The sequence below is a fragment of the Cryobacterium lactosi genome (assembly GCF_004403945.1).
GTDB lineage: Bacteria > Actinomycetota > Actinomycetes > Actinomycetales > Microbacteriaceae > Cryobacterium > Cryobacterium lactosi.
This window is the reverse complement of record NZ_SOHM01000034.1, coordinates 62,197-86,271: the sequence shown is the minus strand read 5'-3', so window position 1 is coordinate 86,271 and position 24,075 is coordinate 62,197. Positions and strand designations below refer to the sequence as shown.

Sequence of the window (24,075 nt, the reverse complement as noted above, 5' to 3'; positions counted from 1 at the left end):
AGGAGCTAGTCGTGGTCACCGATCTCGGCGAGGCGGGTGGCCTCGTCGGCGGTGATGCACGAGTCGATGACGGCATCCAGGGCACCGTTCATCACGGTGTCCAGGTTGTACGCCTTGTAGCCGGTGCGGTGGTCCGCGATCCGGTTCTCCGGGAAGTTGTACGTGCGGATGCGCTCTGACCGGTCCATCGTGCGGATCTGGCCCTTGCGCACCAACGAGGCAGCCTCGTCGATCTCTTCCTGCTGCCGGGCGAGGACGCGGGCGCGGAGCACCCGCATACCCGCTTCCTTGTTCTGCAGCTGGCTCTTCTCGTTCTGCATCGCCACCACGATCCCGGTGGGAAGGTGGGTGATACGCACGGCAGAGTCGGTGGTGTTGACCGACTGGCCGCCGGGCCCGCTGGAGCGGTACACGTCGATCTTGAGGTCGTTCGGGTGCAGCTCGACCTCTTCGGGCTCATCCACTTCGGGGAAGACGAGAACGCCCGCCGCCGAGGTGTGGATGCGTCCCTGCGACTCGGTGGCCGGCACCCGCTGGACGCGGTGCACACCACCCTCGTACTTGAGGTGCGCCCAGACGCCCTCGGCGGGGTCAGCCGAGTTGCCCTTGATGGCTAACTGGATGTCCTTGATGCCGCCGAGGTCGCTCGTGGTCTGCTCGATGATCTCGGTTTTCCAGCGCTTGGACTCCGCGTAGTGCAGGTACATTCGCAGGAGGTCGGCGGCGAACAGTGCGGACTCCGCACCGCCCTCCCCCATCTTGATCTCCATGATCACGTCGCGGGCGTCCAGCGGGTCGCGCGGGATCAGCAGGCGGCGCAGCTTTTCGGCTGCGTCCTCCAGCTGGTCCACGAGCCCGGGGATCTCGTCGGCGAAGGACTCATCCTCGTCGGCGAGTTCACGAGCGGCTTCGAGATTGTCGCCAATCTCTTTCCACTCGTTCCACGCGGCGATGATGCGACTGAGCTCGGCGTAACGACGGTTGACCTTCTTGGAACGGGCGGGGTTCGCGTGCAACTCCGGGTCCGCCAACTGGGACTGCAGCTCGTCGTGCTCAGCCTGCAGAGTCAGGACAGACTCGAACATCAGTGATCCTTGTCTGACCCGTTCGGGGTCGGCATCGACTTCTGAACCTGCATCAGGAACTCGACGTTGGAGGACGTCTCCTTCAGCCTGCCCAGGATGACTTCGAGCGCCTGCTGCTGCTCGAGTCCGGCGAGGGCGCGGCGCAGCTTCCAGGTGATCTTGACCTCATCGGCGCTCATCAGCATTTCTTCGCGGCGGGTGCCGGATGCGTTGACGTCGACGGCCGGGAAGATGCGCTTGTCGGCCAGGTGGCGCGACAGGCGGAGCTCCATGTTGCCGGTGCCCTTGAACTCTTCGAAGATGACCTCGTCCATCTTGGACCCGGTCTCCACCAGAGCGGAGGCGAGGATGGTGAGCGAGCCACCGTTCTCGATGTTGCGGGCAGCGCCGAAGAACCGCTTGGGCGGGTACAGCGCGGATGCGTCGACACCACCGGAGAGGATACGACCCGACGGCGGGGCCGTCAGGTTGTAGGCGCGGCCGAGGCGGGTGATCGAGTCGAGCAGCACGACGACGTCGTGGCCCAGCTCGACGAGGCGCTTGGCGCGCTCGATGGCGAGCTCGGCGACCGTGGTGTGGTCCTCGGCGGGACGGTCGAAGGTGGAGGCGATGACCTCACCCTTCACCGTGCGCTGCATGTCGGTGACCTCTTCGGGGCGCTCGTCGACCAGGACGACCATGAGGTGGACCTCGGGGTTGTTCGTGGCGATGGCGTTGGCGATCTGCTGCATGACGATGGTCTTGCCGGCCTTGGGCGGTGCGACGATCAGGCCGCGCTGGCCCTTGCCGATCGGGGCGACGAGGTCGATGATGCGCTGGGTCAGCTTGCCCGGCTCGGTCTCGAGGCGCAGACGCTCCTGCGGGTAGAGCGGGGTGAGCTTCTGGAACTCGACGCGGGTCGCGGCTTCCTCGACGGTCAGGCCGTTGATGGAGTCGACCTTGACGATCGCGTTGTACTTCTGGCGGCCGCTCTGGTCGCCCTCGTGCGGCTGACGGATCGAGCCGACGACGGCGTCACCCTTGCGCAGGTTGTACTTCTTGACCTGGCCGAGCGAGACGTAGACGTCGCTCGCGCCGGGCAGGTAGCCCGAGGTGCGCACGAAGGCGTAGTTGTCGAGGACGTCCAGGATGCCGGCGACCGGGATGAGCACGTCATCGTCGGTCAGCTCGGGCTCGAAGTCGTCGTTCGTGGTGGCGCCGCGACGCTTGCGGTCACGGAAGCGGCTGCGGTTGTTGCGGCCGTTCAGCTCGTCCTCGGGGCCGGAGTTGCGGTCCAGGCCCTGGTTGCGGTCCTGGCCCTGACGTTCCTGCTGGGCGCGGTCGCTCTGCTGGCGGTCGTTCTGGCGGTCCTGGCCCTGGCCGCGGTTGCCGGTCTGGCGCTGGTTGGCCTGACGGTCGTCGCTGCGCTCGGCGCCACGGTCATCCGCCTGCTGAGCGCGGTCGCCCTGGGCACGGTCACCCTGGTTGCGGTCGCCCTGCTGGTTCTGGTTGCGGTCGCCGCCGCGGCTGCGGTTGCGGCTGCGTCCCTGACGGGGCTGCTCCGACTGCTCGGACTGCTCGTCGGTCTGCTCGGTGGAGCTGGTGTCGGCCTGCTCGGTCGTGTCGACCTGTTCGGTCGGCTCAACCTGCTCGGTCTGCTCGGTCTGTTCGGTGCGCTCGGCACGGCCACCGCGCTGGTTGCGCTGGCGTCCGCCGCGCTCGGAGCGCTCGGCACGAACCACGCCTTCCGGACGCTGGATGCGCGACTCGGTGCTCTCGGCGCTGACGGCCTCGGCGGAATCGGCCTCTGCCGGTGCGGCGTCGGTCGTGTCGGTCGGGGCCTCGTAGCCGTCTTCGGCGTTCTGGGCGTCGATCAGGCTGCGCGCGTCGAAGGCGTTGCGGGCGGTGGCAGCGTTGTTGTTGTTGCGGTTATTGCCACCGTTGCGGCCACCGTTGTTGCGCGACTCGTTGCGGTTCTCGGTGCGCGAGTCGGTGCGGTTCTCGTTGCGGCCGTTGCCACGACGGTTGCGGCCGTTTCCGGTCTGCTCCGTGGCGGGCTCAGCGACGGGGGCGGCGGTCTCGGCGACGGGGGCGGCGGCCTCAGCGGCGTTCGCGGTGGCGACGGCCTCGGCGATGGCGGCCTCGGTGATCGTGGCGGTGCTGGCACGCTTGCGCGCCTGGCGAACCGGCTTCTCAACGACCGGGGCGTCGGCAACGATGTTGTCGGTGGCGCCGGCGTATGTGGTGGGGGCCGTGGTCTTGCGAGTCTTCGCGGCCTCGGGGATGATCAGGCCGAGGCCCAGGTCGCCGTCGGCGTTGACGTGGGCGACGGCGGGTGCCGACGTGGCCGTCGAGACCCGGCGGGAGACCCGCTTCTTGGGTGCGGCCTCGACGGGCGCCTCGGTGGGCGCCTCGGTGACGGCGGCGGGTGCGGCCTCGACGGGGGCAGCCTCTAAGGGTGCGTCGGCGGGTGCCGCAGCCTCGGTCGTGTGGGACTGGTTCGCGGTGATTGCGTCCACGAGCTCTCCTTTACGAAGTTTGGATGCGCCCTGGATACCCAGTTCGCCCGCCAGAGCCTGAAGCTCGGCGACGCGAAGGGTGGTCAGGCGTGAGATGTCCACGCCGTTGGCGTGGAGGTTGACGTTGGTCACGGAGTCTTGTCCTTTCCCCTGGCTCTTACGAATTGGCCAGAGAAGATGTTGCAGCGCAGGTAGCTGCGGGTGATCCAGTCCCACGCAGAGGCGGATTGGAGTGAACACACACAGCCACGCAGGAATACGCGATAGCAGTGAGTTACAGGGAATACACCAGAGAACAGATCCACGCTGAGGCGGTTTCTATCGGGTGCGCAACCACTCTAGCAGGTTCGCCCGGCAGCGCACATTCGCCGACACGCAGAAAGAGCCCCGCCCCGTTCAAAGGGGAAGGGCTCTACGGCGACTCGAGAGTCAGGCGTCGGTGCGGATGACCGTGGCGCCCTTGAAGTCGACGGCCAGCATCAGTGTCTGCCAGGGCGTCTCGCTGGTCTGGGCCACCAGTTCGGCGGCCACCAGGCGCTGCCCGGGGTCGCTGGCGAGCACCAGGATCGACGGGCCGGCGCCGGAGACCACGGCCGCGAAGCCCTGCTCGCGCAGCAGGGTGATCAGCCGGTTGGTCTCCGGCATGGCCGCGGCGCGGTAGCTCTGGTGCAGCTTGTCCTCGGTGGCGGCGAGCAGCAGCTCAGGGCTCTGGATGAGCGCGGCGATCAGCAGTGCGGAGCGGGACAGGTTGAAGACGGCGTCTTCGTGCGGCACCGATTCGGGTTGAAGGCTGCGTGCCAGGGCCGTGGACATGGCGTGCACGGGCACGAAGACCAGCGGAGAGACGCCGCGGTGCACCATCAGCTTCTTGTGCTTGGGGCCCTCCGGGGTCATCCACGCGATGGTCAGGCCGCCGAACAGGGCTGGCGCCACGTTGTCCGGGTGCCCCTCCATCTCGGTGGCGAGCACCAGCAGCGCGTCGGAGTCGATCTCGACGATTCCCTCGAGCAGGCCTTTGGCGGCCATGATGCCCGAGACGATCGCGGCACCGGATGAGCCCATGCCGCGGCCGTGCGGGATCACGTTCTCGGCGACCAGCTTGAGCCCAGGCAACGGGATCCCGTAGGCGGCGAAGGTGTGCGCGATGGCGCGCACCACGAGGTTGGTCTCGTCGGTGGGCACCTCACCCGCGCCGATGCCGTGCACCTCGACGAAGACGCCGGCCTCGTCCAGCACTTCCACCTGCAGGTGGTCGTAGTGGGCGAGGGCCAGCCCGAGGGTGTCGAATCCCGGGCCGAGGTTCGCGGTGGTGGCCGGAACCTTCACGACGACCGAGCGGCCGGCCAGTGCGTTGCGTCCCACCACGGGGAGCGCCGTGGTCATTTCTGGCCCAGACCCAGCAGCTCGGCGATCGCGGCGGTGTCGACGGGCACGATCGTGGGCTTCACGTCGCTGCCATCTGCGGTGCGCAGTGCCCACTGCGGGTCCTTCAGGCCGTGGCCGGTGACGGTGAGCACCACGGTGGCGCCGGCGGGGATCTTGCCGGCGTCGGCGCGTTCGAGCAGGCCGGCGACGCTGATCGCGGAGGCGGGCTCCACGAAGATGCCCACCTCGGCGGAGAGGATGCGGTAGGCCTCGAGGATCTTCTCGTCACTGATGGCGCCGAAGTATCCGTCGCTCACCTCACGGGCGTTCAGCGCGAGGTCCCACGAGGCCGGGTTGCCGATGCGGATGGCGCTGGCGATGGTCTCCGGGTTCTCCACCCGGTGACCGAGCACGATCGGGGCGCTGCCGGCGGCCTGGAAGCCGAACATCCGGGGCAGTTTCGTGGTGGCGCCGCGAGCGAGTTCTTCGCTGTAGCCGCGGAAGTACGCGGTGTAATTGCCCGCGTTGCCGACCGGAACGATGTGGAAGTCAGGCGCATCTTCGAGCACCTCGACGACCTCGAACGCGGCGGTCTTCTGGCCCTCGATGCGGTCGGGGTTGACCGAGTTGACCAGGTGCACGGCGTAGTTCGCGGCGAGGTCACGGGCGATATCGAGGCAGTCGTCGAAGTTGCCCTGCACCTGCAGCAGCTGGGCGTTGTGCGCGATGGCCTGGCTCAGCTTGCCCATGGCGATCTTGCCCTCTGGCACCAGCACGACGGCCTTGATGCCGGCGTGGGTGGCGTAAGCAGCGGCGGATGCCGACGTGTTGCCGGTGGAGGCGCAGATGACGGCCTTGGCGCCGTCTTCGACGGCCTTGGAGATCGCCATCGTCATGCCGCGGTCCTTGAACGACCCGGTGGGGTTCATGCCCTCGTACTTGACCCAGACCTTGGCACCGGTGCGAGCGGACAGCGCGGCGGCGGGGATCAGCGGCGTGCCGCCCTCGCCGAGGGTGATGATCGGGGTGGCGTCTGTGACGTTCAGCCGGTCGGCGTACTCGCGCAGCACACCGCGCCACTGACGGGACTGGGTCTTGACCAACTGGTGCTGACCGGTCTCTTCGCTGGACATCAGACTCCTTCAACTCTCAAAACGGATGCGACATTGGTGACGACACTGTTGGCGGCAAGGTCGTTCACGGTCGCGGCAAGCGCAGCCTCCGTGGCCTCGTGCGTTCCAATGACTAGGGTAGCTGTGCCCGACACGGGCTCGTGACTGGTGGTTCCGGGCGTTTCGAGCGTCATGGACTGTTCGACCTGAGCGAGCGAAACGTGGTTTTTGCTGAACACTCCGGCGATCGTGGAGAGCACGCCAGGCTCATCCGTCACCTCGAGGGTCACGGCGTAGCGAGTGGTGACCTTGCCGATGTCGAGAATCGGCAGGTCGGCGTGGCTGGAGGCCGCGTAGCCGGGGCCTCCCATGACGTGCCGGCGGGCCACCGAGACCAGGTCGCCGAGCACGGCTGAGGCTGTCTGCACTCCCCCGGCTCCGGCTCCGTAGAACATCAGCGGTCCGGCGGCCTCGGCCTCGACGAAGACGGCGTTATTCGCTCCGTGCACGGCGGCGAGCGGGTGGCCCCGGTGCACCATGGCGGGGTAGACCCGGGCCGAAACGCCCTGCTCGCCGGTCTCGGGGTCGGTGAGGCGTTCGCAGATGGCGAGCAGCTTGACGACATAACCGGCCTTGCGTGCCGACTCGATCTGCTGCGGGGTGACCTGCGTGATGCCCTCCCGGTAGACCTTCTCGAGCGGAACGTTGGTGTGGAACGCCAGGCTGGCCAGCAGGGCGGCCTTCTGCGCGGCGTCGTAGCCTTCGATGTCAGCGGTGGGGTCGGCTTCGGCGTAGCCGAGCGCGGTGGCGGTGGCGAGGGCCTCTTCGAGGGTGTCGCCCGCGGTGTCCATCCGGTCGAGGATGAAGTTGGTGGTGCCGTTGACGATGCCGAGGATGCGGTTGACGGTGTCACCGGCGAGGCTGTCGCGCAGGGGGCGAACGATGGGGATCGCGCCGGCCACGGCCGCCTCGTAGTTGAGCTGGGCGCCCACCTGGTCGGCGGCTTCGAAAAGCTCGGCGCCGTGCTGGGCGAGCAGCGCCTTGTTGGCGGTCACGACGTCGGCCCCAGAGTTGATCGCCGTGAGGATGTAGCTGCGGGCCGGCTCGATGCCGCCCATCAGTTCGATGACGATGTCGGCGCCGAGGATCAGCGAGTCGGCGTCGGTGGTGAGCAGTTCGCGGGGTAGGTCGACGGTGCGCGGGGCGTCGAGGTCGCGCACCAGGATGCCGACGAGCTCGAGGCTCGCGCCCACCCGGTTGGCGAGTTCGTCGCTGTGCTCGAGCAGCAGGCGGGCCACCTGGGCACCGACCGAACCACCGCCGAGCAGGGCGACGCGCAGATTGCGGTATTCGATCATCGGGTTGTTTCCTTCATTTCGTCGGTCGATCTTGTCGCCCCAGTTCCGTTGGTCGAGCTCGTCGACGCCGTGCTGAGCTTGTCGAAGTAGACCCCCGCATCCCGCGCCAGCAAATCGTCAATCGTCTCCCCGCGCACGATGACCCTGGCTTCGCCGTCGACGACCGCCACAACAGCGGGCCGTCCCAAATAGTTGTAGTTGCTGGCCAGCGACCAGCAGTAGGCGCCGGTCGCCGGCACCATCACCAGGTCGCCCGGGGCCACATCGCTAGGCAGGTAGTCGGCGTCCACGACGATGTCGCCGCTTTCGCAGTGCTTGCCGGCGATGCGCACCAGAGCGGGCGCGGCATCCGTGACCCTGTCGGCCAGGCGCACCGAGAACTCGGCGCCGTAGAGCGCGGGGCGGGCGTTGTCGCTCATGCCGCCGTCGATGCTCACGTAGAGCCGGGTGTTCTCGCCGATCCGCACGGGCTTGATGGTGCCCACTTCATAGAGCGTCACGCCGGCCGGTCCGATGATGACCCGGCCCGGTTCGATGGCGATCACGGGCAGCGGGATACCGCGGCGCGCGCACTCGGCGGAGACGATGTCGGCGAGGCCGGCGGCCAGGTCGGTGATCGGGCTGGGGTCGTCGGCGCTGGTGTAGGCGATACCGAAGCCGCCGCCGAGGTTGAGCTCGGGCACCGGGCCGCCGGCGAGCAGCTCGGCGTGCAGGCTGAGCAAGCGGGACGCCGACTCGGCGAAACCGTCGACGCCGAAGATCTGCGAGCCGATGTGGCAGTGCAGGCCGAGGAAGTTGAGGCTGGGCTCTGCACGGATCGCGGCGACCAGGGCCGGGGCGTCCTCGAAGACCACGCCGAACTTCTGGTCTTCGTGCGAGGTGGCCAGGAACTCGTGGGTGTGCGCGTGCACTCCGCTGTTCACCCGCAGGCGCACGTTCTGCACGACGCCGTTGCGCGTGGCCGCTTCGGCGACGCGCACGATCTCGATCGGGCTGTCGATGATGATCGTGCCGACGCCCACCCGGGTGGCCTCGTCGATCTCGGTGCGTGACTTGTTGTTGCCGTGGAAGCCGATCCGGGCGGGCGCGACACCGGCGGCCAGGGCCACGGCGAGTTCGCCGCCGCTGCAGACGTCGATGTTCAGGCCGGCGTCCACCATCCAGCGGGCGACCTCTGTAGAGAGGAAGGCTTTGGCGGCGTAGTACACCTTGACCGTGGTGCCGATGCGGGCGAACTCGGTGTCGAACGCGGCGCGGAGCTCGGTGGCCCGGGTGCGGGCATCCGTCTCGTCGATGACGTAGAGCGGGGTGCCGAATCGGGCCGCGAGGTCGGGGGCGCTGACGCCGCCGATGGTGATCGCGCCGGTGTCGGAGCGCTGCGCCGAAGACGGCCAGAGTGCGGCGTCGAGCGTGTTGGCATCAGCTGGAGAGCTGAGCCACTCGGGGGCGAGTGGGTTATGGGCCACGGGTGAAAACCTCACAGGAGTCAAGTGGGTGTCTCACGAAGTGGCGAGCGAACCCGGATTGGTCCCTGAAGCCAGCGAAGAGACGCGCCGAAAGAGGCGCGGGAATCTACCGGAATTCTAGCGACTGCGAGTTGCGCGCGCCGAATCAAGCGGTCGAGCAGCTGCCCAGGGTGGTGAGCGACTGTTCGGTGAGCGTCAATGTGCTCGACTCCAGCGTAATGCGTGCGCGCTCCGGTGTGGTCTGCACATCGCTGAGTGTGACGCCCTGGGGCAGGTAGCCGGCCACGCACAGGCTGATCGGCGCACTGCCGAGAACCAGGTCGACCAGGCCGCTCACATCGAGGCTGCCAGCTCCCGAGGTGACCTGCGCGTCGGTGGGGGTGAGCACGAGGGAATCGTCGGTGACGCTGGGGTTCGCCGTGGCCTGGTAGCCGATCGGCAGCCCGAAGACGCTCAGTTCCCCGGTGTAGCTGATCTCATCGGTGCCGAGCGTGAGTTCGGCGTTCCGCGCGGCAGGGTCGGCATCCGCATCGGCCAGCGCGGTCTGCAGCAGCGCGTTGAGGGCGTCCTGGTCGAGCTCGATGGCTCCGTCGACGTGGCCGATGGGCCGGCTCGTGTCGGTGGGCACATCCGTGGCCTGAATCGACACGGATGCCGGCACGCCGTTCACGGCCAGCTCCGGCGCGGTCAGCTGCACCAGTTCGAAACTGCCGGTGAGGTACTGGAAGATGACCGAACTTCCGCCGATGGCCACGTTCACGTCGCCCGTGACGCCCTCGGGCAGCTTGGTGTTGATCTCGCTCGCGATGCGGTTCTGCGCGTAGCTGCGGAGCCCCGCATCGACGGCGAAGTAGATGCCCACGAGCGCGAGCACCGCCACGACCACCACCAGCAGGCGGCGGGCGGGGCGGCGTTGTTTCGGCATCGTGGCAGTCAAGCGGGCGACTGCTTACATGCGCTCCGGCGCCGAGACGCCGAGCAGGCCGAGGCCGTTGCGGATGACCTGGCCGGTGGCGTCGTTCAGCCACAGGCGGGTGCGGTGCAGGTCGGTGACCGGCTCCTCGCCCAGCGGGATGACCCGGCAGTTGTCGTACCAGCGGTGGTAGTAGCCGGCGACCTCTTCGATGTAGCGGGCGATGCGGTGGGGTTCGCGCAGTTCCGCGGCCTGGGCCACCACGCGCGGGTACTCCTGCAGCACGCCCAGCAGGGCGGATTCGCTGTCGTGGGTGAGCAGTTCGGGAGCGAAGGCGCTGCGGTCCACGCCGGAGTCGACGGCGTTGCGGCTCACCGAGCAGGTGCGGGCGTGCGCGTACTGCACGTAGAACACCGGGTTCTCGTTGGTGCGCTTGCCGAGCAGGTCCAGGTCGATGTCCAGCTGCGAGTCGCTCGATGAGCGCACCAGCGAATAGCGGCCGGCGTCCACGCCGACGGCGTCGACGAGGTCGTCGAGGGTCACGATGGTGCCGTTGCGCTTGGACATCCGCACGGGCTCGCCGTCCTTGAGCAGGTTGACCATCTGGCCGATCAGGATCTGCAGGTTGACGCCGGGCACGTCACCGAACGCCTCGACCATGGCCATCATGCGGCCGATGTAACCGTGGTGGTCGGCGCCGAGCATGATCAGGTTCTGGTCGAAGCCGCGTTCACGCTTGTTGAGGTAGTAGCCCAGGTCGCCGGAGATGTAGGCCGGTTCGCCGTTGGAACGGATGATGACGCGGTCGCGGTCGTCGCCGAAGGTGGAGGTGCGCAGCCAGATGGCGCCATCCGCTTCGAAGATGTGGCCGAGTTCGCGCAGACGCGCGATGGCGCGGTCGACGGCGCCGGATTCGTGCAGCGAGTCTTCGTGGAAGAAGACGTCGAAGTCGACGCCGAAGCCGTGCAGCTTCTCTTTGATCTCGGTGAACATGAGGTCGACGCCTATGGAGCGGAAGATCTCCTGCTGTTCGTCGCGGGGCAGGCTGGCGATGTCGCCGTCGTGGATCTCGACAACCTTGTTGGCGATCTCACCGATGTACGCTCCGCCGTAGCCGTCCTCGGGGGTGGGCTCGCCGAGGTAGGCGGCCAGCACACTGCGGGCGAACCTGTCGATCTGCGAACCGTGGTCGTTGAAGTAGTACTCGCGCGTCACATCCGCGCCCTCGGCCTTGAGCACGCGGGCGAGGCTGTCGCCCACAGCGGCCCAGCGCACGCCGCCCATGTGGATGGGGCCGGTGGGGTTGGCCGAGACGAACTCGAGGTTGATCTTGATGCCGTCGTACATGTGGCCGGTGCCGTAGGCCGGGCCGGCGTTGACGATGGTCTGCGCCAAGGCTCCAGCGGCGGATGCCTCGAGGCGGATGTTGATGAAGCCGGGGCCGGCGATTTCCACGGAGGCGATCTCGGGCATGGCCTCGAGGCCCGTGGCGAGTTCGGCGGCGACGGCGCGCGGGTTGGTGCCCAGCGGCTTGGCGATCTTCATGGCGACGCTCGAAGCCCAGTCGCCGTGGTCACGGTTGCGCGGACGCTCCAGCGACATATCGGCCACGCTCAGGCCGAGGTCGGCGATCTCCGCGCCCTCGCCACGTCGGCGCTCGACCAAAGAGTTGACGAGGTCGAGAAGGGACTGGGAAAGTTCGGCAGGGGTCACGGCGAACAAGCTTACCCGGCGTCCCAGTTGGTGGCGTCCCAGTTGGTAAGGTCAACCCGTGACCCACTCCAGCTCGTCCTCGTTCGCCAACGGCCGCCGACTGCGCGCCGCTCTCGCCCTCACGGGCGCTTCGCTCGTGTTGATGGCCCTGGCTGGATGCGCACCGGCTGGCGACACCGAGCCCACCGCGTCGGCCACCGCTAAGCCCTCCGGCACGGCTACGTCCGAGCCCTCCGCCACCGCGGAGCCCACCGCCACGGCCACCCCCGCGCCGGTCGCCGAAGGCACCGCTGTGGACAAGAGCTGCGACCAGGTACTGACGGCCGACGACGTGTACAACCTCAATCCCAATGTGGGTGTCGACCCGGATTACTCCGCGTCTAGTGAAGCGGCCCTGACCGCGACCGAATACAACGGCATCTCGTGCGGCTGGCTCAACCAGTCCAGCGGCGAGGTCATCGAGGTGTCGCTGGCGATGCCGAACGACACTCTCGCCAACACTCTGAAGGATGCAGCCCTGGCCAGCGGCGACATCGTGCCGACCTACGGCAGCGCTCCCGATGTGGAGGGCTACTTCAGCGCCGCCACCGGAACCGCCCAGGTCTTCACCGGCGGTTACTGGGTGGCCGTCACGTCGCCCACCATGATCGAGCCCGGCGACGCCGAGCGCATCATGGGCACTGTTCTCGGCAACCTGTAGCGGCACTCGGAAGGGCGCGCCCCTCCTCCACAGGCGAGTATTCAAGTGCTTTCCCACAGGTGTCTTTTCGGGCCTGGGAATGTCGGTGGCGGGTGATTCACTGTCGCTATGGCCACCTCAGATGCCACACCCGGAGTAGACCCGATAGCGGCGGCGATCGGTGCGGTGATCGACCCGCTGATCGCCAACGAGAAGGTGATCGCCGCCGGCTTTGCGGAGCGCACCCGGCTGTTGGCCGAGCTGGATCGGCTCGGCCACGACCCGCGGATCATCGCGGGCCTCTGCGGTGACCCGGTCGAGTCCGGCCGGAACGACCCCGATACCGGCGCGCACGGCCCCGCCTGGGACGACGAGGAATTGGCCCGCCGGTGCATGGCCGCCGAAGCCGCGGGGGCGTTGCGGTTGAAGGCGAGCACGGCGGGGATCATGGTGTTCAACGCCGTCCGCCTCACCGACCAACTACCCCAGTTCCACGCCGCGTTGGCTCGCGGCAGCATCACCTGGGGGCACGCGCTGAAGATGCTCGATCTCACCGACGGGGCGCCCGAGGAGATCCTGCCCGCGTTCGAAGCGAAGGTGCTGCCCGCAGCGGAGAAACTCACCTCCACCCAGTTCGCCCGGGTCGCCGGCCGGATCCTGGAGCGGATGCACCCGGTGCCCCTGCAGACCCGCGCGGACGCCGGCTTCGTCACACGAAGGCTGGTACTGCGGCCCGACGCCGACGGCATGGCGTGGCTGAACGCCTACTTGAAAGCCGAGGACGCCCAGGCGATCTACGACCGGCTCAGCCGCATCGCCACCACCCTCGACACCGACGAGCGCGCCGAGGCCTCGGCACCCGGCGCTGACCCGACCAGCAGCGGCCCTTCCGGCAGCGGCACTGCCCGCACCAAGGACCAGCGCCGCGCGGACGCCTACCGCGACCTACTCCTAGACGGCGTCGGCCCGGCCGGGCTCGGACACGGCATCCGCGGCACCGTGCACCTCACCGTCCCCGCACTGACGCTGCTGGGTCGCAGCGATGAACCCGCGATCCTCGAGGGCTACGGCCCGATCGACCCCGAGACCGCCCGCCGCATCGCCGGCACCGCGACCAGCTGGAGTCGGATCCTCACCCACCCCGAGACCGGCTGCCGGCTCAGCATGGGCCGCGAGCAATACACCCCGCCGGCGGACATGCGCCGCTACCTCGACGCCCGCGACCGAACCTGCCAAGGCATCGGCTGCACCCGCCGCGCCACCCTCAGCGAAATCGACCACACCAGGCCCTGGAACACCGGCGGACCCACCGACGTGGACAACCTCGTGCACCTCTGCACACCCTGCCACCGGCTCAAACACCAATCCAGCTTCACCACCAACCAAGGCCCCGGCGGCACCCTCACCTGGACCACCCCCAGCAGCAGAAAATACACCTCCGCCCCCGCCAACACCGACCCGGCCACCTACGACCCCGCCACCGCCAACGCCCCCACCACCTACGACAGCACGTCGCCTACCCCGATCAGCCCGGCACCCTCCCCACCGCAGCAAGGCAGCACCGACACTCCTCCCCCGTTCTGACCCACGCGGTTCGACGCCAGCACCATCATCGGCGCAAAGTCGTCCGCCCAGGGATGCTAACCTAGAGGTTCCTGGGCCCCCATAGCTCAGGGGATAGAGCACTGCCCTCCGGAGGCAGGGGCGGCAGTTCGAATCTGCCTGGGGGCACTCTTGTCACGTGACACGCTGGTCCGGACTCTTGCCGCCCAGTTCGGACCATCCCCTGTCCGCGCTCCGTGCTCGTCAGCTAGCACCCTCGCTTTCCGAGGTCTCGTCACCAGCTTGATCTGGCATCAGTCCCAGCGCGCGGGCCCGGCGGTAGAACGTAGCGCGGGACATTCCGAAGTCGCGTGCAACCTGTGCCGTTGGTTCTCCGGCTTCAATGAGTTTGTTGGCGTTCCGGATCTGTCGGTTGGTGATTCTTCGTGGACGGCCACCCAGGTTCTTGCCGGCCTTTCGGCGTCTATCGATCGAGTCGAGCACGCGCTCACGCTTGATGTCGTGTTCCATCTGCCCGAGAGCAGCCATAACCGTGAACAGCATGGCTCCCGTCGGTGTCGCGGTGTCAACCTCTCCGCCGCCCAGATCGAGAACACGAAGTTCAACGCCGCGGCCGCTAAGCCTCTCGGCGAGCGCAATAACGTTCTGCGTCGACTGACCCAGCCGATCCAAGGTCGCGATCACGAATGTGTCGCCAGGCTCAAGCGCAGTGAGTGCGAGGTCAAGCTGAGGCCGACCTGCACGAGCGCCGGAACTCCCCTCATCGATATATAGGTCGTCACGCCGCACACCCGCCGCTAGAAGCTCGGCCCGCTGTCCGTCCGCAGCTTGCTGCCGAACCGAAATTCGCGCGTAGCCGATCAGCTTGATCACGGCACTCCTCCGTTGTCTCATAACTAACGATGCGCACTGTAATCCAGGAAGAACGTTATGCGACGTAGTTGTGCGAATCGCTGACTCGGGAAATCACCGGGGATCTGAGAAACTGCCGGTCACAGCCGTGAGACGTCTCATATCCGTAGGGTTTCGAGACACATGAATGACAGGCGTCCTTGACGCCCTTAGCGAATGACGTGCCCCTCTATTTCGGTTGTTCAGGCGACCTGAAAGAAGGCACTGGTCCGCGCGGAGGACACCTGGGCTACGCAGGTTGCACCACGGGGCTATCAATGACATTTTCAGTGATTGAGCGGCTTCGGTCGTGGGACCATGCCGTTGGCGATGGGCGGCATCTCGGCAACTTCGGGTCGAAATTAGAGGGAACCCGTTATGGTTCGGAATACGTATGGGCCGAGGGGATGGGGCAAGCGATGCGAACGAAGACTGTCCGTCCAGATCGACCGTTTCGTAGACATGCCATCCTGACGTTCTTAGGACTGGGGTTCGTGCTTGTTCTTGGAGGGCTAGTCGCCTGCTCGGGTACCAGAGTCTACGAGACCACCTATCGAGGCAGCCCCGTGGAGGTCTGGCCTGGTGACTTTGTCGACTGGGACCCGGCGATTTATTGGATTGAAAGGGGCGAGGGCTTAGCCCTGGTGACCTTCGGGAGCTCCTCGTGCCCAAATGCGCCGACGTCGGTAGAGGTCACTTCACCAACAGAGCTTGAGGTCGAGATCGAGCAGACAGGTGGGTTCTTCTGCACGGCAGACATGTCTGCTCAGACATATGAACTCCGTCCACCGCCTGGCCTCGATCCTGCCTCAGACATCACGGTGGATCTAGGTCCTGGCACGGTACGAACGCTCACCCCGCCTCGAGGCTAATAAGGCCCATCTCCGAACACTCATGTAGGGAGCGGCAACCCACCCATCCACGTGCGCGCCTTGTAACCGAAGTGCCTCAGACCCCCATGGGATACGAGGCCAAGGAGATCGCCTTCCAACTCGACGCCTGGCAGGTGGTAGAGACCGGAACGCGACGATCCAGGGCTGGCGGTGTGGGTGATCCGCCCGCTTCCTCCCAACCAGCCCTCATCCGACCTTCAAATTGTCGCCGCTACCGAATCGCATCAGATTGACGACTTGGTGTTGATTGTTGCCGACAGCGTCGCGCGCAGTTCAGCGCGGGCGCGCTGATATCGCGTCCGCGCGGTCGTATCCGACATGCCGATGATCTCAGCAGCTTCAGCGATGGTGAACCCGTCCCAATGAATGAGTCGGACGAGTTCCGCTAGCTCAGGAGGCAGTCGACTGATCGCGTCGCGCACTTCTATCCCGTCATCCGCGGACGGAGAGACATGATCCGCGCGGGTCAGGACTGCACGTACACGGCTAGCGAGCGCCAGTCGTCGTTGCTGCCCACGCTGATAGTTGAGGAAGGTGTTGCGTGCGACAGTGAACAGCCACCGACGCGCTCCCTCACTATCAGAGGGGAGGTCATCCGCTCGACGCCAGGCAGTCATACCGGTCTCCGCCAGCAGGTCAGCAGCGTCCTCCAGGGCGACACGGCGACGAAAGTAGCGCAGCAAATCTGCCGACTCTCGCTCTAAAACTTCGGTCAGGTGTCGAGCAGACTGTGTCACTGTATGACTCCGCCGCACGCGCTTTCGGTGCCGTAGGCGATGCCCGGTAGATGGCGCGCAGCTACTTCCAGGTTAATTACCTCGGCGACAGCGTATTCCACCGCGGTAGCGTAAAACTTGTCGGCGTCCAGGCTCTCATCGGGACGCACAGCTTCCTTGGTCACGGTGCCGTCGTCGTCAAAGTGCACGGCGAAGAACTCTACTTCGCCTGTCTTTAACGCCGTCACGGCGCCGGCCACGTCAGCAAGCGAGAGAACGTCGTTGGTGGTCAGCCATTCAGCGAGTCCTGCATCGAGATTCGTGCTGTCTACTGGCGCGGTCCCGGGGTTGGTCGACATCAGCCCATAGCGGACTTCGCAGCTGGCGCCAGAAGGAAGGGTGAACTCGTATGAGAGATCTGGGTCGTCCGCCCACCACGACCACAGACCAGACGCTGCCGCCGCACTGACACCGCCGCCGACCAGTAGGGCGCTCAGCGCGAAGACCGAGACCACGCGGCGCATCCGACCAGTGCGAGCCCTGTGACCTTGAGGGAGATCCTCCAACTGGTGAAGCATCGTCTGGACCTCAGTGTGCAGGTCGTCCGGTTCTGTAAGCATCGCCCTCGAGCGATCTAACGCCGAATCCAACGCGTCTTGCTCGGCATCGGTGAGATTGTCCATGGCTAGTTCCTCTCGATCAGGCTCTTACTAATGGACATGTCCAGCACAGCCGTATGTCGCCAAAATTTAGTCCGCTTGCTCGACGCAAGTATCTGGGCAAAGGCACGGAAATCGCCCTGGGGGCACATTCCCACGCCACTCCGTTCCTTTAACGAGAACGGTGGCGTTGAGGAAGGGGGCATTGGAAGCCCGAAAAGGGCTAGTTCTTGGCGTCAGGGTTCACAATGAGGAAATCACTTAGTCGAACCCACCCGTCCGGTGTTTCATCACCCTTCTGAACGATCTCTGCACCCCCGGTTTCGCTGCCGGTAGTTCGCATGCCAACGGCCGATCCACACGCGGAATTGGAGAACTGAGCGATCTCACTGATGAGGACTATGCACACGCCCGCGGCACCGGTTCGCGGGTCCTTGAAATCGGCGACGTAATACGTCACGTCCCCTTTTGTTCCAACCTGCCGGCTTGATTCCGCATCTAGCCCGTCCGCTACAGCGTCCGGTGGCAGGGCGTCCTCAGGACCAGCGTCTGTAGCAAGAAACGATCGGACTTGAGAGGTGGCATCATCTGTCGTACAACCCGACATTGCCAAAAGGGATAGAAGGACGAGTCCTGTTGAAATCCAAATTCGTCCAGTTCTGCCTTGATGCCTCATCATCAGCGCTCTCCCACCCCGTTGCCTCGTGCGAGAAAACTAGCAGACGACGTCGATGGAACTGGAGTTGAGGTGCAACCTCCGCTTTCAAAAGCCGTGAGAGCTATCGACCAAAGCCAACGGTGAGCTTTTGTTTCTCTCCGTCCTTCGGATGTCTCGAAACCCATGTGCCTCATATCCCATGAGTTATGCGACTGCGTTGCGCCGTGGTCAGGTGCCGCTTGGGACGACTTCAGTCGATTACGGTGGCCACAGCTTCGATCTCGACAAAGCTGATCCGTGTAGCCGAGTACGGTGACTCCCATGAGCGTGCTCGGTACATCGTGTTGGCCGAACGCCTCTCGAACGACCGCCCACGCGTCGACGAGGTCACTTTACCTCGAGGATGCCACGAGGACACGGGTGTTCACTACGTCATCGAGTTGGGCTCCTGCCGCCTTCAGGGCGATACGGAGGTTCTCCATGGCCTTGCCGGCCTGCGCGACGTAGTCTCCGACTCCGACCACGCTGCCATCGAGGTCCAGCGGGCAGGCATCGGCCAAGAAGATGAGGCGCGCTTCGGCGGGAGCGGTTGCGGCGTAGGCATACTGTGCAACGTCGGAAAGGTCAGCTGAGCGAATAAGGGACACTGCTTGGGACATGCACTCAACCTATTTGAGGACTCGTCGCGTGAACAGCGAAGAGGTGAACCTAGTAACAGTCGCGTCAGGTCGAAACTCACTAAGCCGCCGGCTGAAATGCGCGCGCGACTGGGGATGTGTCTCGTAACCGGGATGCCTCGTATCCCATGGGATACAAGGCGTAAGAAATCGCCCGCTGACGCAACGCACGGCACGTTGACCTGTCGCGTATCTGGACCTGTCTCGCATCCGCACGTTTTCCAGGCACACTGCCCTAGCGCGAACACCGTCATTAGTCATGTGTGCGACAAGCGCCGAAGGTCTGCCTTGATCAGGTCCATCGGCGTCCTGTGGGCGGCGGAATCGCTCCAAGTTAGGTTCAGTTGGTGAGTAAGAACGATGAGGAGCCAGACTCCATTAATCGCCAACCTCGAGGCTGGAGCCAGCATGACGAAGCTGTACGTGGGTAGAATCAACACGGAAGTGCTCGCCCAGGCGCAAACCTCGGTATTGCCGAACCCATTCCCGGCGACGAGCAGTTTGGTTCTCATGAACAGCAGGCATTAGGCCTTGGGGGCCTGCTTCGAACGCCAACGATGCCCGCCAGCCTTCTCCCGGCCTTGAAGGTGGAAAAATGCCCAACGTCTCAGAACGGTCGGCTCAGATGACGGCAACGCGCACCACCTGGATATTGGGAGGCTCTGCCCTCATTCTTACTGGGGTGCTGGGCTTACTGTCATCAGCGTTCTTGGGGGCGTCGACATTTCTTCAAACACTGGCGTGCTTCACATATCTAATCGCAGTTCTTTTGTTTGCGTTCGGCCTGCACCCCCGAGCCAGCGTCGTCGATCGCCGGCCTCTCGGAATGACCGCGATGCTGGTATTTGGCGTCTGGCCGCTCTTGATACAACTCATCGGACTTGTTGCGCCAATGGGTGCAGGCGGTTTCGCAAATGTTGACATTACTGTCCGCCTTGCATCTGCGACAATCGCCGCGGTCCAGATTGTACGCGCCGGAGTAGTTCCGCAACCGTGGCAATGGGCGCCGCTTTGGGTTCTCGCGATCGCTGCAGCTGGATACTTCTTCCAAGGTGTATTAGGAGTTGCACTCGGTGCCGATCTGCCGGCATCTACCGATTACGTGATCCTGCTGGGATACCTGGGTAATCTAGCGGGTACGTTCGGGCTTGGCATCGCAGCCCTTGTCGCGAGCATACGTAAAAACGGCGATGCAACAGTCCAGATACTAAAGTTCGAACAGACTGACTCCTGAGGCGTTGACTTGACAGGTTCCCCTCGCCCTTGAACAGTCGGATGACGTCATCGACACTCACTTCAACGCCCAATATCAGGCCTTTCTTTGATCGGGTCGACATGAGTGAGGCGGAACGAACTCTACTCCACCAAGCCATCGCCGAACTAGACGATCGCGCCACGCTCGGAGCGGCCTGGGACAGGTGCCGACTATCGTTCACTGAACGCCGCCCAAGCGCCAAAAGGCACCCGCGTGCCCCGTTCGCTTACCCTTCGACGCTTACGAAGTGTTGGGAGTCGGCTCGAGATATAGGCACACTGCTCACCTGGATAGGCTTCAGCCCAGCTCGCCACGTGCGGTCCGATTGGTTTGTGAGCTCTGTCTCGAAACCTCAGCGTGTCGAAACCGATGGGATACGAGACGCGAAGACGCGAGGCAGGCCCTGCGCGCGACCGGTAGGGCTGCGAGTCACCAGGTATTCCCGTCGATCACCCCGCCAGTGCTTTCACTCTCCAACCCGACTTCGCGACGTCGGCTGCTCGCTAGAGTTGGCCGATGACCAACGTGCGATATCCGCGTGCTCTCTCACCTGGCGATCAGATTTCTGTGCCAGCCCCTTCAATGGGGGTTCCTGCGGACATGCACCCGAGACTTGACCGAGGGGCGCACGACCTCGAAGCACGAGGCTTCACCGTGGTCGTAGGAAAACTCGCCCGGCGTGGCGGTCTCGTGCCCGCTCCGGCCACCGAACGGCGATCGGAGTTGAGCGCTGCGTTCGCCGGGCCGGCCCGTGCGATACTTCCTCCGTGGGGCGGCGAGCTGGCGGTAGAGCTCGTAGAGGATCTTGACTGGTCGGCACTCGCCGCCGACCCCAAATGGTTCGTCGGCTGGTCAGACATTGCCACGCTGCTCATGCCACTCACGATCACCACAGGTGTCGCGACCCTCCACGGGGCAAACCTGATGGACGAGCCGTGGGAGTTGCCAAAAGAATTCCGACGGTGGACCGAAGTGGCATCCATGTCAGTGGGGACGTCTTTCACACAGTTCTCGGCGCCGCGACGGAGGTCACGGCCGTGGGGTGCTTGGGCGGACGAGCCGCTGACCCGCGATGCAGCCTACGAAACGACAACTAACTGGCGGACGCTGGACAATGACCGCACGTCACAAATGCGTGGTCGCCTCATCGGAGGATGTCTGGAAACTGTCTCGCTGCTCGCAGGCTCACCTTTCGGGGACGTTTCTGCCTTTGCAGAGCGCCATGCCCCCGAGGGCATAATCGTTTACCTTGAAGTGGCGGGTGCAGAAGCTTCGACCGTGCTGCGCATGCTCTGGTCGTTGCGCTTAGCCGGATGGTTCACACACGCCACAGGAGTTCTAATTGGACGCACGACCGCCCCCGCAGTTGACGGTCTCACTCAACTCGGCGCGATAGAGAGAGCGCTAGGGGATCTGGGCATTCCAATCATCGTAGATTTCGATATTGGCCATCAGCCGCCGCAGATGCCGCTCGTCAACGGTGCCCTTGCTGAGATCGAGCTGATCGAAGGACGTGGCCGCATCACCCAGCACCTCGTGCCATAACCCGCTGCCGCCGTCACGCGGAGAGCCACACTCCAACGTGTCTTGTAACCGAAGTGCCTCATATCCCATGGGATACGAGACACGGAAACCTCTCCCGTTTACGAGCAAGTGAAGGGCGACTTGTCTCGCATCCAGCCGTGTCTCGTATCGGTCGGGATACGAGACGGTGGCTAGACGCTTTTCCCGGTTGACTCGCGTTCATGTGCGGTGCGTGGAACCTCCGTCTTGATGGCCCTGCTCTTCACGGATCGAATGCGATCGGCGGGCTTCACTGCGGCGCCGGCGGGCACCACCATCGTCATCGGAGCCCGGACAGCGCTGGCGGTTGTCCGACTAAGATGAGCTCTCTAAACGCACATGTGAGTGACATGAAGACTCAACCCCAGATCCGCCGAGACATCCGCACACAGAAGCGTGCCCACCGCGACCTGGTCCGTCGCACCTGGGTGCCCGGCCCGCTGACTGCGGCTAGCGTGAGGACCGTTGCTCCGCTCACCCCTCGTGTGCCATTCAACGCGACCGGCTGGGGCAACGATGACTCCTATGCTGGGATTCAAGGCACTGTCGTTCTCCTCCTGTTTCATCCACTGATCTGGCTCATCGACCTGGTCATTTGCTTCCCGATCCGGCGTCGAATCCACCAGGCACGCGAAGCTAGAGCAGCTCGCTTCAACGCGAAGCTCGTCTGAGCGAGGACGCTCAGCTCACCATGCCTCCTAAGGCGCTTCCAGCTCTCATCCTTTTGCTGCGACGCTCCGGCCTGCATTGACGGTGAGCCGTCCGGCCACACTTAACCGCGCGCCGTCGCGCTCACACTTTGACCGGGCTCGCCAGCCTGGCAGACACGTCCGCGCCGCCATGACGGGGCGGCCCCGGCACTCCCAGCGGCACAGCGCGCTGGGAGGTGCCGGCGGGCGCGGGGAACGGGTCGGCTGTGCGCCGGTGGCGTGGAGCACGGTCAACGCGCCCGCCGCAGCGAGCACGATGATGAGGGCATCCGCCTGCCAGGCGATGACGTTCAAGATGGCGACGTCAGCTACCGGTGTGACGATGGGCACAAGGAGGCCGATCGGCACGGGCCCAATCCGCCTCCGACCGCTATCGTCTGCGCCGCGTGCATCGGCGGGATCGCACTCGTAGGTAGTGTCTCTATCCCAGCCGTTATCGGCTGCTCGACTAGGGTGGTGGCACGATGAAACGATCTGTTCCGCGGTTTCTTGTTTTCTTCATCCTTGTGGTTGCATCTGCTGCCACTCTGATATTGGTCCTGCCCGCCAGCCTTGGTCCGGATGCCTCCATTCAGCCCTGGATCCCGGCCGCGCTTGGTGCATTCCTTGCAGCGAGTGCCTTCGTGGCATGGCAGGTTCGACCGAACTGGAAAGAGCTCTCAGCGCAATCGAGGCAGTAGCTGACTCTGGAGTTCATAGGGGCTCCCTTCGCAGTGCCGGTCGCCCATCTAGGTCTTCGCCGTGATGAGGTAGTAGCTTCCCAAGGTCTCGCCAGGCTCGACCGCTGACGACCTGCCACCCTCCGGCATTCGGGCCCACGCGCCTTCTTGTTGGTAGCGTCGTCCACATGTCTGACTCAGCGAAGAGCGTTCCCATAGGCCAGCGCGACATCCCTGACTACCCGCGCTATGCGGGTCTCGCGACGTTCGCCCTCCTTCCGCGTATCGAAGACGTTCGACGGGCGGACGTGGCAGTACTGGGCATTCCGTTTGACGCCGGCACCAGTTTTCGGCCCGGCGCGCGCTTCGGACCGAACCACATTCGCGAAGCCTCCCGGCAACTTCACCCTTATCACCAGACTCACGACGTGTACCCGTTCAAGGTAAATCAGGTCGTTGACGCCGGTGACCTCGGAGTCACCCCGTACAGCATCGAGGCGGCGGTGGCATCGATTGAGAAGTCGGCGGACGAGTACGCGGAACAAGGGATTCGACTGGTCACGCTTGGCGGAGACCACACGATCGCTCTCCCCTTGCTTCGGGCGGTTGCCAAGAAGAACGGGCCTGTCGGCGTCATCCACTTTGATGCCCACCTAGACACCTGGGACACGCATTTCGGAGCTCCGATCTGGCACGGATCGCCGTTTAGACGCGCAGCCGAGGAAGGGCTGCTGGATCTCGAAAGATGCATCCACGTTGGGCTCCGGGGTGGTGTCTACGACAAGGACGAACTTGAAGCCGACGGAGTGCTGGGATTCCAGATCATCCGCGCTGACGATTACGAAACAGACGGAGCGGCGACGATCGTCGAGCGCATCCGCAATCGTGTTGAGGGTGGACCGATCTACATCTCCATCGATATCGACGTCCTCGACCCGGCCCATGCGCCAGCTACCGGCACACCGGAAGTCGCCGGACTCTCCACCCGAGAGTTATTCGCCACCCTTCGAGGGCTGACTGGCATTGGGATCCTGGGTGCGGACATCGTAGAAGTGGCGCCAGCCTACGACCACGCAGCTTTGACAGGACTAGTGGCGGCACACACCGCCTGGGAAGTGCTCTCACTCATGGCATATGACAAAGAGCATTTCGGCCTCTAACCAATCGGCTCTGAAAACGGATGGCCACCGGGAATCGATCCCGCAGCAAGAATGGGTGCAGTCGGCTAACACCGTCCGCAAAGGGTTCCTCTTGCGGGGAATATAACGACAGTCGGCACTTCGCTCTTGTCTCGTAACCTCCGTGTGTCGACACCCATGGGATACGCGACAGACTCACAGACCTGCACCTGTCGACGGTCCGCCGGGCGTTATACCGCGAAGGCGCGGATGCGGCGCCCGGCGAGGGCCACCACAACTCCGATGCAGGCGGCTAGCCACAGTGCCGATTCAACTCCAGCGGTTGCGTGGAGGACGGTCAGCGCGCCTGCTGCGGTGAGCACGATGATGAGGGCATCGGCTTGCCAGGCAATCACGTTCAGGATCGCGCTTGATGTCGGGACAGTCATACGGGCACCGTCGCAATCTGGGAGTGTCGGAAGCGCCAGCCTCCGCGCGAGTACCCGTTGGAGGTCCCGCTTGCG

Annotated in this window: 17 protein-coding genes, 1 tRNA gene and 1 pseudogene; 6 read left to right on the top strand and 13 right to left on the bottom strand. The window is 64.9% G+C overall.

Going from position 1 to position 24,075, the window contains the following annotated elements:
* Window positions 1–5: 5 nt before the first annotated feature.
* The 8 genes from prfA to argS form a co-directional block, all read right to left on the bottom strand.
* A complete protein-coding gene (prfA, locus tag E3T61_RS16825) occupies window positions 6–1,085 on the bottom strand; it encodes a peptide chain release factor 1 (protein WP_066593635.1) in 1,080 nt (359 codons plus the stop codon).
* A complete protein-coding gene (gene rho / locus E3T61_RS16820) occupies window positions 1,085–3,715 on the bottom strand; it encodes a transcription termination factor Rho (protein ID WP_134642006.1) in 2,631 nt (876 codons plus the stop codon). Before rho ends, prfA begins: the two co-directional genes overlap by 1 nt.
* Window positions 3,716–4,012: 297 nt before the next feature.
* Window positions 4,013–4,966 carry a homoserine kinase gene (gene thrB / locus E3T61_RS16815; protein ID WP_134642005.1) on the bottom strand — a complete coding sequence of 318 codons (954 nt, stop codon included), beginning with the start codon at window positions 4,964–4,966 and terminating at the stop codon, window positions 4,013–4,015.
* On the bottom strand, window positions 4,963–6,081 hold the full coding sequence (gene thrC, locus E3T61_RS16810) for a threonine synthase (protein WP_134642004.1): 1,119 nt from the start codon (window positions 6,079–6,081) through the stop codon (window positions 4,963–4,965). Before thrC ends, thrB begins: the two co-directional genes overlap by 4 nt.
* On the bottom strand, window positions 6,081–7,418 hold the full coding sequence (locus tag E3T61_RS16805) for a homoserine dehydrogenase (protein ID WP_134642003.1): 1,338 nt from the start codon (window positions 7,416–7,418) through the stop codon (window positions 6,081–6,083). Before E3T61_RS16805 ends, thrC begins: the two co-directional genes overlap by 1 nt.
* Complete coding sequence (gene lysA / locus E3T61_RS16800) at window positions 7,415–8,884, bottom strand: diaminopimelate decarboxylase (RefSeq protein ID WP_134642002.1); 1,470 nt, start codon at window positions 8,882–8,884, stop codon at window positions 7,415–7,417. Before lysA ends, E3T61_RS16805 begins: the two co-directional genes overlap by 4 nt.
* Window positions 8,885–9,029: 145 nt before the next feature.
* Entirely contained in the window at window positions 9,030–9,809 is a 780-nt protein-coding gene (locus E3T61_RS16795; protein ID WP_134642001.1) for an LmeA family phospholipid-binding protein, read from the bottom strand.
* Between the two features lie 24 nt (window positions 9,810–9,833).
* Window positions 9,834–11,510: an arginine--tRNA ligase gene (gene argS / locus E3T61_RS16790; protein WP_134642000.1), complete on the bottom strand. Its 1,677-nt coding sequence runs from the start codon at window positions 11,508–11,510 to the stop codon at window positions 9,834–9,836.
* Window positions 11,511–11,568: 58 nt separating this feature from the next.
* Between argS and E3T61_RS16785 the strand changes: the two genes are divergently transcribed.
* From E3T61_RS16785 to E3T61_RS16775, 3 genes are all read left to right on the top strand, one after another.
* A complete protein-coding gene (locus tag E3T61_RS16785) occupies window positions 11,569–12,210 on the top strand; it encodes an iron ABC transporter ATP-binding protein (protein ID WP_134641999.1) in 642 nt (213 codons plus the stop codon).
* Window positions 12,211–12,318: 108 nt separating this feature from the next.
* Window positions 12,319–13,773, top strand: coding sequence for an HNH endonuclease signature motif containing protein (locus E3T61_RS16780; RefSeq protein WP_134641998.1), 1,455 nt, complete (start codon window positions 12,319–12,321; stop codon window positions 13,771–13,773).
* Between the two features lie 75 nt (window positions 13,774–13,848).
* Window positions 13,849–13,920, top strand: a tRNA-Arg gene (locus tag E3T61_RS16775).
* A gap of 75 nt (window positions 13,921–13,995) precedes the next feature.
* On the opposite strand, the gene E3T61_RS16770 is transcribed toward E3T61_RS16775, so the two are convergent.
* The 4 genes and pseudogenes from E3T61_RS16770 to E3T61_RS16755 form a co-directional block, all read right to left on the bottom strand.
* Entirely contained in the window at window positions 13,996–14,625 is a 630-nt protein-coding gene (locus E3T61_RS16770) for a recombinase family protein (RefSeq protein WP_134641997.1), read from the bottom strand.
* 1,135 nt (window positions 14,626–15,760) lie between these two features.
* Window positions 15,761–16,273: an RNA polymerase sigma factor gene (locus E3T61_RS16765; protein WP_134641996.1), complete on the bottom strand. Its 513-nt coding sequence runs from the start codon at window positions 16,271–16,273 to the stop codon at window positions 15,761–15,763.
* Window positions 16,270–16,935 carry a hypothetical protein gene (locus tag E3T61_RS16760; protein WP_134641995.1) on the bottom strand — a complete coding sequence of 222 codons (666 nt, stop codon included), beginning with the start codon at window positions 16,933–16,935 and terminating at the stop codon, window positions 16,270–16,272. The genes E3T61_RS16765 and E3T61_RS16760 overlap by 4 nt, the downstream gene beginning before the upstream one ends.
* An 884-nt stretch (window positions 16,936–17,819) precedes the next feature.
* A pseudogene (locus E3T61_RS16755) lies at window positions 17,820–18,228 on the bottom strand (RidA family protein).
* Between the two features lie 613 nt (window positions 18,229–18,841).
* Here E3T61_RS16755 and E3T61_RS16750 point away from each other — a divergent pair.
* The 3 genes from E3T61_RS16750 to speB all read left to right on the top strand — a co-directional run bounded on the left by E3T61_RS16750 (window position 18,842) and on the right by speB (window position 23,593).
* Window positions 18,842–19,480 carry a hypothetical protein gene (locus E3T61_RS16750; RefSeq protein WP_134641994.1) on the top strand — a complete coding sequence of 213 codons (639 nt, stop codon included), beginning with the start codon at window positions 18,842–18,844 and terminating at the stop codon, window positions 19,478–19,480.
* A gap of 537 nt (window positions 19,481–20,017) precedes the next feature.
* Window positions 20,018–21,046 (top strand): S66 family peptidase, encoded by a 1,029-nt coding sequence (locus tag E3T61_RS16745; RefSeq protein WP_134641993.1) that lies wholly within the window; start codon window positions 20,018–20,020, stop codon window positions 21,044–21,046.
* A gap of 1,575 nt (window positions 21,047–22,621) precedes the next feature.
* Window positions 22,622–23,593 (top strand): agmatinase, encoded by a 972-nt coding sequence (gene speB, locus E3T61_RS16740; RefSeq protein WP_134641992.1) that lies wholly within the window; start codon window positions 22,622–22,624, stop codon window positions 23,591–23,593.
* A gap of 209 nt (window positions 23,594–23,802) precedes the next feature.
* Here the strand turns inward: speB and E3T61_RS16735 are convergent, their stop codons facing one another.
* A complete protein-coding gene (locus E3T61_RS16735) occupies window positions 23,803–24,000 on the bottom strand; it encodes a hypothetical protein (RefSeq protein WP_134641991.1) in 198 nt (65 codons plus the stop codon).
* Window positions 24,001–24,075: the final 75 nt, after the last annotated feature.

Coding starts and splice junctions, on each gene's coding strand:
- E3T61_RS16805 (WP_134642003.1), bottom strand. CDS start 7,418: ATGATCGAATACCGCAATCTGCGCGTCGCCCTGCTCGGCGGTGGTTCG.
- E3T61_RS16750 (WP_134641994.1), top strand. CDS start 18,842: ATGCCCAACGTCTCAGAACGGTCGGCTCAGATGACGGCAACGCGCACC.
- prfA (WP_066593635.1), bottom strand. CDS start 1,085: ATGTTCGAGTCTGTCCTGACTCTGCAGGCTGAGCACGACGAGCTGCAG.
- E3T61_RS16735 (WP_134641991.1), bottom strand. CDS start 24,000: ATGACTGTCCCGACATCAAGCGCGATCCTGAACGTGATTGCCTGGCAA.
- speB (WP_134641992.1), top strand. CDS start 22,622: ATGTCTGACTCAGCGAAGAGCGTTCCCATAGGCCAGCGCGACATCCCT.
- thrB (WP_134642005.1), bottom strand. CDS start 4,966: ATGACCACGGCGCTCCCCGTGGTGGGACGCAACGCACTGGCCGGCCGC.
- thrC (WP_134642004.1), bottom strand. CDS start 6,081: ATGTCCAGCGAAGAGACCGGTCAGCACCAGTTGGTCAAGACCCAGTCC.
- E3T61_RS16795 (WP_134642001.1), bottom strand. CDS start 9,809: ATGCCGAAACAACGCCGCCCCGCCCGCCGCCTGCTGGTGGTGGTCGTG.
- E3T61_RS16760 (WP_134641995.1), bottom strand. CDS start 16,935: ATGGACAATCTCACCGATGCCGAGCAAGACGCGTTGGATTCGGCGTTA.
- E3T61_RS16745 (WP_134641993.1), top strand. CDS start 20,018: ATGACCAACGTGCGATATCCGCGTGCTCTCTCACCTGGCGATCAGATT.
- E3T61_RS16780 (WP_134641998.1), top strand. CDS start 12,319: ATGGCCACCTCAGATGCCACACCCGGAGTAGACCCGATAGCGGCGGCG.